Consider the following 12,056-nt stretch of genomic DNA (forward strand, 5'->3'; position numbering starts at 1 on the left):
GCTCCTCACGCGCACTTCTTGGCAGCGAGGTCCCAGCCGCCGGAGGTGCTGCCGCTGGCGCCACCGCTGATCTTCTGCTGGGTATAGGTCCACTTGACCTTGGAAAAGCACAGCCCTATCTCGTCCTGGACCAGGCCGCCGTCACGCATCACCTGATCCATATGGGAGATCATGACATTTTCCAGCTCGATCTGATAGTACTTCACCGGCTTGCCATCACCGTCGGCCCGCATGAATTCCAGCTTGGCCTTCGGGATCGTTTTGCCTGTCGAGCAGTGCTGCATTAGGACCGGAGAGGCCAGGTCGGCCAACTTGGTGAGGGACAGGGTGCGGTGCTCGCTATGCCCGGCCGTATGGCCTCCAGCGGTCGAAACGCTGGTACTTCTCGGCTGCGTGACGCCCCAGCGGGCTGACGCGATTTCGATCCAGCCTTGATGTGCGGAGTCAGCCGATTCTCCTTTGATCCCGTCGATTTGCAGATATGCGTCGATTGCCATGTTTCATCTCCGATGTTTTGAATGCATCGGCAATTCTCCGCAGTCAGTCATTTGAAAGATTGGGACGGCGCAGAAGATGGGCATGATTGATTTCCTGCTTTGCTTCAATGAGATCGGCGCGCCCGTCCACCACGGCGTCAGTTTGTCCGAGCCAGGGGCCACGCTCGCGATGATGAAGGTCTGCGGCGGTTCACAGTCATTCAACGTCGTGAATACGCTTCGCCTGCTAGGGCGCTGGACGCGCATGTTCACGATTCCCAACTAGTCGTCTGTCCAGATGGCGTACAAGGAATTCGACGATGCCAGCCGGTTGCGACCGTCGGCCTTCTATGATCGCGTGGTCGGCGTGGAAGGGCTATCCAAGATGACGCTGTTGCTGTGGCCGGACCGGCTACCTGACCGACCGCTACAGCGAGCGCAATGAGCGCGCCCGCAGGGCAATCGATTGACAAATTGAGAAGCTGTAGAGGCGAAGCAAGATGCCGTGCTGGGCGGGGCAGGCGAGGTCGTGTCGCGAAAGGGCGCCTTAGTGGCCGGCCAGCTCCGCCGCCTCGATTGCAAGTTCACGCCGTTGGGCTTCGGACATGTCGGCATAGTGCAGGATGATCTCCGCGAGGCGGTCGTCGCTGCAAGACAGGTAGGCGGCAGGTACGCCTAAAACCTTCGCCAGAGACTCGGCGAAGCTCAGCGGTGGCTCGTGCACACCGCTTTCGGACCGGCTGATGCGTGCACTGCTGGACGATTCCTCCAGCCCGGCAAGCACGCCAAGGCGATCCTGTGGTAACCCCGCCCGCTCCCCGCTTGGCGGGTAATCCCCCCGCAAAAATTCCACTTTAATCTTTTGTCCTTGATAAACGGCGCTGGGGATAACGGGACCGAAGTCTTCCTCAGGCCTGATCTGTTGTGGGAACTTGATGATAAGGGGACATGGCAATTGGGACTGCGTGCTGAGATGCATCGCTACGAGCTCAACGGCAAGGATTACTCTCGGCATTCACCGAGCTTGATGCTGAAGTGGACTATGTGACGCAGAAGCGGGCCTGCCGAGTGCCTTCCCTTCAGCCTTAGCCCGCGCCACCCCTGCTTGGGCGGGCTCTACGATTAGATCGGTCAGCGGCACCGGTCAGGTGTCAGCATACGAGGCATCCCATCGGGCTGCCTTTTTGCTTTCTGCCACTCTCTTTCCCGACGATCCACTGCTCTGTTATGCACCGCACAGTCCCCGCCGATCAAAAGTTATAACTTTTCTATCGCGACGCCGCGCAACCGGTGTCGAACCGGCATCGCGGCAACCCCAGCGAAGCGCAAGATGGATCATCCCTATGCGCGGAACTCCCGAAAGTGTTCAGTGTCAATGTGTTGATGGTCGAATATCGGTCTACTCCGCGTTGGTCAAATTTTTACGAGGAATTCATCATGGATAATCAGAAGTCGAGCGAAGGAAAAGGCAGCAATGCGGGCAGCAATGCGGGCAACGCAGGTAACCAGGGCAGCTCGGGCAGCTCGGGCAGCCTGAACAAGAGCAGCCAGCTGAACCAGGGTAAGGACCAAACCGGCTCGACCGGCTCGAGCACCGGCGGCGCGACCGCGTCGAGCACCGGCGCCGTGGGCGGCACCAGCAACGCCGGCTCGTCGCCGTCGTCGAGCTCTTCGCCATCGTCGACTACCTCGCCATCGTCGACCACCTCGTCGTCATCGCAAGGCGTTGGTTCGATGGGTGCGATGAGCGCCAGCGGTTCGACCGCCGGCGGGACCAACAGCGCAAGCAGCGGCTCGACCGGCTCGTCCAGCTCGTCCAACCTCAACCGCGGCGGCTCCAGCATGGGCTCCGCCGGTTCGTCGGGCAGCAGCCAGAGCGGCATGGGCGCGAGTGCAGGCACTGGCTCGGGCACCGGCGGCGACATGAAGGACATGGCTGACCAGAAAGCCCAGGCTCTGCACTCGAAGATCGACCAGGCCGCCGACGCTGCCAAGCCGATGGTCGACAAGGCCGTCAACAGCGTGCAGCCGGTGGTCGACCGCCTCGCCACCACCGCCCACGCCGGTGTGGACAAGCTGCAAGGCATGCTGTCCGGCACCGGCGCCAGCCTGGGCCAGCGCAAGGAACAGCTGACCGATGCCTACGGCCAGTACATGGACCAGGGCCGTGAGTATGTGCGCCAGAATCCGGAAAAGGCGATCGCGATTGCCGCCGGTGTCGGTTTCCTGCTGGCCAAGCTCCTGGGTGGCAGCAACCGCCGCGACTATTAAGTAGCAGTACAGTAGCGTATTCCGGCTCGGCCGGCCTCAGGTCTCGAGGTCGGCCAAGCTGTGGCCACCCGTTCCGCCAAGCCGGCTGATGCCGGCTTTTGTTTGTCCGCGATCCCTCCATTCGGACCATTCGGTCTGCCCGTATTGCCTGTTCCTAATAACGTTGCAAACACCGTCAAAACAAGCAAATTAATCTTTGATATTCAATCGTGCGTGTTCAGTTTTATGTGACGATGGTTGAACAATCATAAATTAATCAAATTTGTCAATTTTTGGAGGGGAGATATGCCAATCAAACATAAACTCAACTGGGCCGCATTGCTTGTTGGCGCTGCAGCGGCAACGGCACTGGTTCCTGCAAGCGCATCGAGTCACCGCGAAGCGCCGTTCCTGACCAAGATGCCGAAAGTTGACGGCACCGACTTCTTCATGTTTCGCAGCTATGCGCCCGGGCGCCAGGACTACGTGACGCTGATCGCCGACTATATTCCTTTTCAGGATCCTTTCGGCGGCCCGAACTTCTACCAGTTCGACGAGAATGCGCTGTACGAGATTCACATCGACAATAATGGCGACGGCAAGGAGGAAATTACCTTCCAGCTGCGCTTCAAGAACACCTCCAAGCGCACTGCGCTCAACATTGGCGGCAAGCAGGTGCCGATCCCGCTGATCAATTCCTCGACCATCAGCGGGGTCAATCCGGCCTCGCTCAACGTGCGCGAAACCTACACCATCGACATGGTCAAGGGCGACCGCCGAAGTGGCACCCGCACCCGCCTGGCCGGCACCAACGGCGCGACCGAGTTCGACAAGCCGGTCGACAACATCGGCGAAAAGGCCTTCGGCGGCCCCAATGGTTACGAGGCCTATGCCAACCAGCACATCTACGATATCAACATTCCGGGCTGTGGCACCGGCCGGGTCTTCGTCGGCCAGCGCAAGGAGCCTTTCTATATTGCGGTCGGCCAGATCTTCGACCTGTTCAACCTGAATCCGCTCGGGCCCGAGGCAGGCGCCAACCGCAACGACCTCGAAGGCAAGAACGTCAGCGCGATCGCTCTCGAGATCCCGATCGCCTGCCTGACGACGCCCGGGGAGCCCGTCATCGGCGGCTACACCACCGCCAGCGTGCGGCAGGGCCGGCTGGTCAATCCGGCGCCCGGGTCCGGCATCAATAACGCGAGTAAGGAAGGCGGCCCATGGACCCAGGTATCGCGCGTTGGCATGCCCTTGGTCAATGAAGTCGTTATCGGCCTCGACGACAAGGACCGCTTCAACAGCTCGAAACCGAAGGACGATGCCCAGTTCATCAACTACGTGACCAACCCGGTGCTGCCGGCCGTGGTGGAAACCCTTTTCCCATCCGCCAAGGCGCCGACCAACTTCCCGCGTACCGATCTGGTGACCGTCTTCCTGAAGGGCTTGCCGGGCGTGAACCAGCCGAAGAATGTCGTGGCGTCCGAAATGATGCGCTTGAATACGAGCATTGCACCGACTGCGCAGTCGGCGCAAAACCCGCTCGGCGTGGCGGGCGGCGACAATGCCGGTTTTCCGAACGGGCGCCGTCCGGCCGACGATACCGTCGATCTCTCGCTGCGCGTCGCCATGGGTGCCTTGTGCGTCCTCACCGGCGCCAACGATATCCTCGGCGTCGGCTGCAAACCGGGCGATGCCCCGGCCGGCGGACTCAAGCTGACCGATGGCGTGCGCAAAACCGCAACCGACTACAAGGCGGTCTTCCCTTACCTGAACACGCCGATACCGGGCAACCTGGGCAGCGCAGGCACCCAGGCGGCATCGCAAGCCCGGGTGAGGTGAGATCATGATGCGTCTTCGACAATCCGCACGCCGCGCGCTGGCGGCCATGATGGTGCTGGGCCTGGCAAGCATCGTCGCGGCCTGCCATCATCACGATGACGACCGCGATAACGGCCAAGGACAGTCGCCGCCGGCGGGCGGCACGACGAACCCGCCGGTGGCCACCGATGCTTTCGTGACCTACGTCGCGCAAGTGGTGGCGACCCAGGACGAGACCAGCGAACCGGCATCGACCGAGGGCGTCACTGTGACGGCGCCGGACTCGGCCGAGCCAGTGCCCCTGCCGGGTTCCTGACGCCGCTTCGCAACGGTTACGGCTGGCGTCGCGACATGGCGCCAGCCGTTCTTGAAGATAGTGTCCCTGTTTCCTGACGTATTGGAGATACCCATGGCGCGTGACGCAGTCGCGGCCCTGCTGCTGTTTTTCCTGTTTTCCTGCGGCGCGTCCGCCACTCCCCATATTCCGGTCGACGGCAACCAGGTCGTCGAGCACTTGCCCAGCCGTGCCGACCCGGTCCAGCGCGAATTGCTCCGCCTGCGCAGCGAACTGAGCGCCAGGCCTGGCGACCTGCGTACGGCCACCGCGCTGGCCCAGCGCTACATCGAACAGGCCCGCGTCGAGGGCGACCCGCGTTATCTCGGCTATGCCCAGTCGGCACTCGGACCGTGGTGGAACCAGCCGGCGCCGCCCGACCAGATTTTGGTGCTGCGCGCCACCCTGCGCCAAAGCACCCACCAGTTTGCTGCCGCGCTTGCCGATCTAGACCAGGCTGTACGGCGCGACAGCGGCAACGCGCAGGCCTGGCTCACCCGCGCCACGGTCCAGATGGTGACCGGCAACCTGGCGGCCGCGCGCGCCAGCTGCATGCGCCTGTATTCGCGCGCGCCGATCCTCGTGGTGCAGACCTGTCTGTCGAGCGTCGGCAGCGTCAACGGCCAGGCTGACGCCAGCTACCGTCAGTTGCAGGATGCGCTGACCCGGCATCCATCCGACGCGCCCGGCATCGGCGTCTGGGTCAACACCTTGCTGGCCGAGATGGCCGAGCGCAGCGGCGACGCTGCCGCTGCCGAAGTTCACTTTCGCCAGGCGATGTCGACGGGAGAGCCCGACAGCTACCTGCTGGGCGCCTACACCGATTTCCTGCTCGACCACGGCCGCGCGCCGGAGGCCGTGCGCCTGCTGAAAGACAAGACGCGCATCGACGCGCTGTTGCTGCGTTACGCCCTGGCCCTGCAGGCCATCGGCTCGCCGGAGGCAAGGCTTCAAACCGAGGCTTTGCGCGCGCGCTTCGATGCCGCCATGCTGCGTGGCGATACCGTGCACCAGCGCGAACAGGCGCGTTTCGAACTCGCGCTGCGCCACGACCCGGCTGCGGCCGTGCGCCTGGCCAAGGCCAACTGGCAGGTACAGAAGGAGCCGGCCGACCTGCGGATCCTGGCCGATGCCGCCCTCGCCAGCGGCGACGCGGAAGCGGCGCGCATGGTGCGCAGCTGGCTGCAAAGCGCGCGCATCGAAGACCGCCGCGTCGCCGCCACCGCCGCCCGCCTGAAGGTGGCGGCATGATCGCCCTGATCCGCTACCGTCTGCTGGCCGCGCTGTTGCTGACGGCTCTGCTGGCGGCGCCGGCCTGGGCCCACAAGCCGAGCGACAGCTACCTCACGCTGGAAGTGAAACAAGGCCAGGTCGACGGGCAATGGGACATTGCCTTGCGCGACCTCGAGATGGCGATCGGCCTCGACCAGGATGGCAACGGCGAACTGACCTGGAACGAAGTGCGCGCTCGCCGCGACGCGATCGCCGCGTATGCGCTGGCGCGCCTGAAGCTGGCCAGCGCCGGCAAGGCCTGTCCGCTGCGCGTCACCGAACTGCTGCTCGACGATCACAGCGACGGCGCGTATGCCGTGCTACGCCTGCATGCCGAGTGCGGCGCCGCCATCGCCGCCCTCGACCTCGACTACCGCCTGCTGTTCGACATCGACCCCCAGCACAAGGGCCTGCTCCAGCTGCGGCATGGGGGGCAGGTCTCGACCGCGATCTTCGCGCCCGACAGCGCACACCAGGCGCTGCGCGTGGCCGATGCCTCCGGCTGGCGCCAGTTCGGCGACTATGTACGGCACGGCATCTGGCATATTTGGATCGGCTTCGACCACATCCTGTTCCTGCTGTCGCTGCTGCTGCCCGCGGTGCTGGTGTACCGCGACCGCCGGTGGCAGGGCAGGAGCACCTTCCGCGCCGCCGCGTTCGACGTGCTGAAGATCGTCAGCGCCTTCACGCTGGCGCACTCGATCACGCTGACCCTGGCGACGCTGGGGATGGTGGCGCTGCCGTCGCGGCTGGTCGAGTCGGCGATCGCCGCATCGGTGGTGCTGGCCGCGCTGAATAACCTGTGGCCGCTGTTCCACGGGCGGCGCGCGCTGGTCGCCTTTGCCTTCGGCCTGATCCACGGCTTCGGCTTTGCCAGCGTGCTGCTCGACCTGGGGCTGCCGAAGACGGCGCTGCTGCTGTCGCTGGTCGGCTTCAACGCCGGCGTGGAAGTAGGCCAGATCGCGATCGTGGCGCTGTTCCTGCCGCTTGCTTTCCTGGTCCGCAACACGGCGCTCTACCGGCGCGGCATCCTCGGCGCCGGCTCTTGCATGATCGCCTTGCTGGCGCTGGCCTGGCTGGCCGAACGCGGGCTCGATGTGAAGCTGCTGGCGTGAACGTCGTCCCCGCGTCTTCACCGTCGTCCCCGCGTCTTCACCGTCGCCCCCGCGCAGGCGGGGGCCCAAGTTCTGCTTGCGTTTCGATAACGCCAGCAAACTTGGGTTCCCGCCTGCGCGGGAACGACGGCAGGATGCGGAACGACGGCTATTTGATGGTGGTTTCTTCGCGAGGGACCGGATGACGCGGGTGCTTGCGCAACTTCCGCCCCATCCTCCCGAACCAGTGCTCGATATCGTCCACATAGGTGAACACCGCCGGCACCACCAGCAGGCTCAATAGCGTCGACGTGATCAGGCCGCCGATCACCGCCACCGCCATCGGCGAACGGAAGCTGGGGTCGCCGGACAGGCCCAGGGCCAGCGGCAGCATGCCGGCGCCCATCGCGATCGTGGTCATGACGATCGGGCGCGAGCGCTTGTGGCAGGCGTCGACCAGGGCGTCGAAGCGGCTCATGCCGGCTTTCCTCGCCAGGATCGCGTAGTCGACCAGCAGGATCGAGTTCTTGGTCACGATCCCCATCAGCATGATCAGGCCGATCATGGTCGGCATCGACAGCGCGTCATGCGTCAGCAGCAAAGCCACGAAGGCGCCGCCGATCGACAGCGGCAGCGCCGCCAGGATCGTCACCGGCTGCAGGAAGTCGGTGAACAGCAGCACCAGCACCCCGTAGATGCACAGTACGCCGATCAGCATCGCCGTACCGAAGCTGGCGAACAGCTTGCGCATCTCTGCGGCGTCGCCCAGCTCAACGATCGTCACCGAGGCCGGCAGGTTCTTCAGTGCCGGCAGGGCGCGCGCCTCGGCGTTCACCTCGCCCAGCGAGCGCCCGTTCAGTTCCACTTCCAGCGTCACGTTGCGGCTGCGGTTCAGGCGGTCGATCTGGGCCGGGCCGCTTTCCATCGTGATCGTCGCCACGTTCGCGAGCAGCACGGGGCCGTTCTTGCCCGGCACCGTCAGGCGGCCGATGGCGTCGAGGTCGGCGCGCACGGCATCCGGCAGCTTCACGCGGATCGGCACCTGGCGCTCGGACACGTTCATTTTCGCCAGCACCTGCTCGTAGTCGCCGGCGGTGGCCACCCGTACGGTCTCGCCGATGCTGGCCGCGGTCACGCCGAGGTCGGCCGCGCGCGCGAAGTCGGGGCGCACGATGATCTCGGGACGCACCAGCGAGGCGCTGGAGCCGACGTTGCCGATGCCGTGCAGGGTGCGCAGTTCTCGCTCGGCCTGGCGGGCCGCGGCGGTGAGCGCCACCGGGTCTTCGCCGCGCAGCACCAGCTGCATCTTGATACCGCTTTCCGGCGGGCCGACGGTGAAGCGGGCGCCCGGGATGTCGGCCAGCTTCGCACGCAGGGAGGATTCGATCCGGGCCAGCGATTCCTTGCGGTCGTCGCGGTGTACGGTGGTGAGGGTCAGCACGGCGCGCCTCGCCTCGGCCGCGGCGCCCGGCGCGAACACGTCGCCGCTGGAGCCGCCGCCGATCGAGCTGAACACGGTCCTGATGTGCGGGAGGCTCATCGCTGCCTGTCGCACCTGCTCGGTCACCGCGCGCGTCTGCCCCAGCGACGCGCCGGGCGGCAGCTCGACCTTGATCTGGGTCTGGGCGCGGTCGCCGGCCGGGATGAAGCCGGTCGGCAGCAGTGGCACCAGCGAGATCGAGGCGATGAAGAACACGGCGGCCGCCAGCATGGTCAGGCCGCGGTGGCGCAGGCACCACTGCATGGTGCGCATGTAGCGCCGCATGACCGGACCGTCTTTTTCCTCGGTGTGTTTGACCGGTTTCAGGAGGTAGGCCGCCATCATCGGGGTCAGCAGGCGCGCCACCAGCAGCGAGGCCAGGATGGCCAGCACCGCGGTCCAGCCGAACTGCTTGAAGAATTTGCCCGGGATGCCGCTCATGAAGGCGGTCGGCAGGAAGACTGCTACCAGCGAGAACGTCGTCGCGATCACCGCCATGCCGATCTCGTCGGCCGCCTCCAGCGCGGCCTGCATCGGCGTCTTGCCCATCCGGAGGTGGCGCGAGATGTTCTCGATCTCGACGATCGCGTCGTCGACCAGCACGCCCACCACCAGGGCCAGCGACAGCAGGGTCACCATATTCAGGGTGTAGCCGAACAGGTACTGGCCGAGGAAGGCCGGGATCACCGACAGCGGCAGGGCGGCGGCGGCGACGACCGTGGCGCGCCAGTCGCGCAGGAACCAGAACACCACCAGCACCGCCAGGATCGCGCCTTCATACAGCATCTCCATCGAGGCGACGTAGTTCTCCTCGACCGGCCGGGCGTTGTCGATCACTTCGCGCAGCACCACGTTGGCATGTCTGGCCTGCAGCTCGCGCACGGCCGCGCGCGCGCCGGCCGCCACCTCGGTCTCGCCGGCGCCGCGGGTGCGGAAGATCTCGAAGCCGACCACGGTGCGCCCGTCCTGCTCGGCGACGGCGCGCGGCTCGGCCACGGTGTCCAGGACTGTCGCGATCTCGCCAAGGCGCACGTGGCGGCCGTCCGGCAGCGGGATCTCCATGCGCGACAGTTCCTGGGCCGTCTGCACGGTGGCCAGGGTGCGCACCGACTGCTCGGCGCCGCCGACATCGCCGCGGCCGCCGGGCTCCTCGCGCTGCACGTTGCGCAGCATGCGCGAGACGTCCAGCGCCGAGACCCGCAGCGCTGCCATGCGGGCATCGATGAGTTCGACCCGCACTTCGCGGTTCGCGCCGCCGACCCGCTTGACCGCGCCCACGCCCGGCACGCCGAGCAGGCGCTTGGCGACCGTGTTGTCGACGAACCAGCTGAGGTCGGGCGCATCCAGCGCCGGCTTGCCGTTGGCCTGGGCCGCCTCGGCGGTGAAGGTCAGCACCACGCGGCCGGCGGTGATGGTCTTGGTCACGCTGGGGTCGCGCATCTCGGCCGGCAGGTCGGCGCGCACGCGCGAGACGGCGTCGCGCACGTCGTTGACCGCGTCCGCCAGGTCCTTCTCGAGGATGAATTCGACGGTGATGGTGGCGACGCCGTCCAGCACCCGCGTGTAGATATTCTTCACGCCCTGCAGGGTCGCGACCGAATCCTCGATCTTGCGCGCGACCTCGGTTTCGAGCTGGGCCGGGGCGGCGCCGTCGAGCGTGGCGCTGATGGTCACGATCGGCAGCTCGATGTCCGGGAAGTCCTGCACCTTGTTGGCGCGGAAGGCGAGGATGCCGGCCAGGGTGAGCAGGGCGAACAGCATGATCGCCGGGATCGGATTGCGGATCGACAGTGCGGAGAAGTTCATCGTTGCCCTTCAGCGCGCAGGGCGGCCTGCCGGGGGCCGGCCGCCGGCGCCGGCGCGACATTGCGTACCAGATCCCCGTCGTTCAGGAAGCCGGCGCCGCTGACCACCACCAGCGCCTCCGCCGGCAGTCCCGCCACCACTTCGATGCGCTCGCCGAGCCGGCGTCCGGTCGTGACCTTGAGCTGACTGACGCGGCTGTCCGGGTTCAGGCGGAACACGTAGGCGAAGCCGTCGCGCACCGCGACCGCCTGCTGCGGCACGGTCAGCGCGGCGGACTCGCCCAGATTGAATTCGCCGCCGGCGAACATCCCCGCCTTGAGCGGAGCGTCCGGCGACAGGCTGGGCGGCAGGTCGACGTAGACCAGCGCGATGCGGGTCGAGGGATCGACGGTCGGGCCTACCGCGCGCACCGTGCCGGCGATGGCGGCGCCGCTGGCGGCCTTGACCTGGGCTTTCAGGCCCGGCCTGATGCGCGGCAGTTCGGCGGACGTGACTTCGGCCCGCCACTCCAGGCGGCCCTGGCGGATCATGCGGAACAGTTCGGTGCCGACGCCGGCGACCGCGCCCACGGTGGCGTTGCGGCTTGACACGATGCCGCTGTCCGGCGCCACCACCTGGGTGTATTTCAGGCGCAGCTGCTGCTGCGACAGCGTGGCGCGCGCGGCCGCCACCCGCGCCGCGGCGGTACGCCCGGCCGTGAGGTACTGGGTGACCTGCTGCGCGCTCATCGCGCCCGAGCTTTGCAGGGCGCGGGCGCGCTGGGCGTCCGCCTGGGCCGCCGCCGCATTCGCTTCGGCTTCCTGCAGCGCGGCCCTGGCCTGGGCCAGGTCGGCGTTGACGACGTCGGCATCGAACACGGCCAGCACCTGGCCCTTCCTGACGACGTCGCCCACGTTGACCCGCACTTCGCGCAGGCGCAGACCGTTCGATTCGCTGCCGATCACGGCTTCCTGCCAGGCGGCGACGTTGCCGTTGGCGGCCAGGGTCAGCGGCAGGCGCGCGGTGGCGGGGCGCGCCGTGGTCACGGTCAGGGCCGGCCTATTGGCTGGCACTGCGGCGGCCTTCCTGTCGTCGGCACGGCTGGCGGCGAACACGCCGGCCAGCAGCAGGGCGGGAACCAGCACGGCGAGGGTGGAGCGGACAAGGCGGGAAGGGATGTGCATCGGGCGGCTCAGAGAAGGACAATGCCGAAGCGTTTCATCAGCAGGGCGAACAGACCGAAGCTGCACAGGGTGATCAGCACGCCGGCACCCAGCGCGGGCCAGAAGCCGAAGCGCTCCATCAGGAAGGGGAAGGCGGCGAACATCGGCAGCGTGGGCAGCACGTACCAGAGCGTGTACCAGGCGTGGTTGGCGATCTTGGCAGAGGGCTGCTTTTCCAGGTGCAGCCAGATCAGGGTCAGAATGGTAATCATCGGCAACGCGCCGATCAGGCCGCCGAGACGATCGCTACGCGCGGCGGCTTCCGACACCAGTACGACGACGAGGGCGGTGACCAGGTATTTGGTAAGGATCCAGAGCATGAAC

Annotated in this window: 10 protein-coding genes and 1 pseudogene; 6 read left to right on the forward strand and 5 right to left on the reverse strand. The window is 66.2% G+C overall.

Going from position 1 to position 12,056, the window contains the following annotated elements; all coding sequences use genetic code 11:
- Positions 1-5: 5 nt before the first annotated feature.
- A complete protein-coding gene (locus ACI48D_RS02890) occupies positions 6-497 on the reverse strand; it encodes an Hcp family type VI secretion system effector (RefSeq protein ID WP_435569705.1) in 492 nt (163 codons plus the stop codon).
- A gap of 154 nt (positions 498-651) precedes the next feature.
- Here ACI48D_RS02890 and ACI48D_RS02895 point away from each other — a divergent pair.
- Positions 652-946 (forward strand): annotated as a pseudogene (locus tag ACI48D_RS02895) (NADPH-dependent FMN reductase); the annotation flags it as partial.
- A 77-nt stretch (positions 947-1,023) separates the two neighbouring features.
- On the opposite strand, the gene ACI48D_RS02900 reads toward ACI48D_RS02895, so the two are convergent.
- Positions 1,024-1,455 (reverse strand): hypothetical protein, encoded by a 432-nt coding sequence (locus ACI48D_RS02900; RefSeq protein ID WP_435569706.1) that lies wholly within the window; start codon positions 1,453-1,455, stop codon positions 1,024-1,026.
- A gap of 458 nt (positions 1,456-1,913) precedes the next feature.
- Here ACI48D_RS02900 and ACI48D_RS02905 point away from each other — a divergent pair, with 458 nt between their 5' ends.
- From ACI48D_RS02905 to ACI48D_RS02925, 5 genes are all read left to right on the forward strand, one after another.
- Complete coding sequence (locus tag ACI48D_RS02905; protein ID WP_435569707.1) at positions 1,914-2,747, forward strand: DUF883 family protein; 834 nt, start codon at positions 1,914-1,916, stop codon at positions 2,745-2,747.
- A gap of 285 nt (positions 2,748-3,032) precedes the next feature.
- The gene (locus ACI48D_RS02910) at positions 3,033-4,565 is read left to right on the forward strand and encodes a DUF4331 domain-containing protein (protein WP_435569708.1); all 1,533 of its coding nucleotides are present in this window, start codon (positions 3,033-3,035) and stop codon (positions 4,563-4,565) included.
- A gap of 4 nt (positions 4,566-4,569) precedes the next feature.
- Positions 4,570-4,860, forward strand: a complete 291-nt coding sequence (locus tag ACI48D_RS02915; protein WP_435569709.1) for a hypothetical protein — start codon at positions 4,570-4,572, stop codon at positions 4,858-4,860.
- 93 nt (positions 4,861-4,953) lie between these two features.
- A complete protein-coding gene (locus ACI48D_RS02920) occupies positions 4,954-6,129 on the forward strand; it encodes a hypothetical protein (protein WP_435569710.1) in 1,176 nt (391 codons plus the stop codon).
- Complete coding sequence (locus ACI48D_RS02925; protein WP_435569711.1) at positions 6,126-7,265, forward strand: HupE/UreJ family protein; 1,140 nt, start codon at positions 6,126-6,128, stop codon at positions 7,263-7,265. The genes ACI48D_RS02920 and ACI48D_RS02925 overlap by 4 nt, the downstream gene beginning before the upstream one ends.
- Before the next feature lie 148 nt (positions 7,266-7,413).
- Here the strand turns inward: ACI48D_RS02925 and ACI48D_RS02930 are convergent, their stop codons facing one another.
- Genes ACI48D_RS02930 through ACI48D_RS02940 form a run of 3 tightly spaced genes read right to left on the reverse strand, consistent with a single transcriptional unit; the run spans position 7,414 to position 12,052 of the window.
- Positions 7,414-10,530, reverse strand: a complete 3,117-nt coding sequence (locus ACI48D_RS02930; RefSeq protein WP_435569712.1) for an efflux RND transporter permease subunit — start codon at positions 10,528-10,530, stop codon at positions 7,414-7,416.
- Entirely contained in the window at positions 10,527-11,693 is a 1,167-nt protein-coding gene (locus tag ACI48D_RS02935) for an efflux RND transporter periplasmic adaptor subunit (RefSeq protein WP_435569713.1), read from the reverse strand. The genes ACI48D_RS02930 and ACI48D_RS02935 overlap by 4 nt, the downstream gene beginning before the upstream one ends.
- Before the next feature lie 8 nt (positions 11,694-11,701).
- On the reverse strand, positions 11,702-12,052 hold the full coding sequence (locus ACI48D_RS02940; protein ID WP_435569714.1) for a DUF3147 family protein: 351 nt from the start codon (positions 12,050-12,052) through the stop codon (positions 11,702-11,704).
- Between the last annotated feature and the right edge of the window lie 4 nt (positions 12,053-12,056).

The sequence above is a fragment of the Massilia sp. LXY-6 genome (assembly GCF_051233485.1).
GTDB lineage: Bacteria > Pseudomonadota > Gammaproteobacteria > Burkholderiales > Burkholderiaceae_D > Telluria.

Coding starts and splice junctions, on each gene's coding strand:
- ACI48D_RS02940 (WP_435569714.1), bottom strand. CDS start 12,052: ATGCTCTGGATCCTTACCAAATACCTGGTCACCGCCCTCGTCGTCGTA.
- ACI48D_RS02930 (WP_435569712.1), bottom strand. CDS start 10,530: ATGAACTTCTCCGCACTGTCGATCCGCAATCCGATCCCGGCGATCATG.
- ACI48D_RS02900 (WP_435569706.1), bottom strand. CDS start 1,455: ATGCATCTCAGCACGCAGTCCCAATTGCCATGTCCCCTTATCATCAAG.
- ACI48D_RS02935 (WP_435569713.1), bottom strand. CDS start 11,693: ATGCACATCCCTTCCCGCCTTGTCCGCTCCACCCTCGCCGTGCTGGTT.
- ACI48D_RS02915 (WP_435569709.1), top strand. CDS start 4,570: ATGATGCGTCTTCGACAATCCGCACGCCGCGCGCTGGCGGCCATGATG.
- ACI48D_RS02905 (WP_435569707.1), top strand. CDS start 1,914: ATGGATAATCAGAAGTCGAGCGAAGGAAAAGGCAGCAATGCGGGCAGC.
- ACI48D_RS02890 (WP_435569705.1), bottom strand. CDS start 497: ATGGCAATCGACGCATATCTGCAAATCGACGGGATCAAAGGAGAATCG.
- ACI48D_RS02910 (WP_435569708.1), top strand. CDS start 3,033: ATGCCAATCAAACATAAACTCAACTGGGCCGCATTGCTTGTTGGCGCT.
- ACI48D_RS02920 (WP_435569710.1), top strand. CDS start 4,954: ATGGCGCGTGACGCAGTCGCGGCCCTGCTGCTGTTTTTCCTGTTTTCC.
- ACI48D_RS02925 (WP_435569711.1), top strand. CDS start 6,126: ATGATCGCCCTGATCCGCTACCGTCTGCTGGCCGCGCTGTTGCTGACG.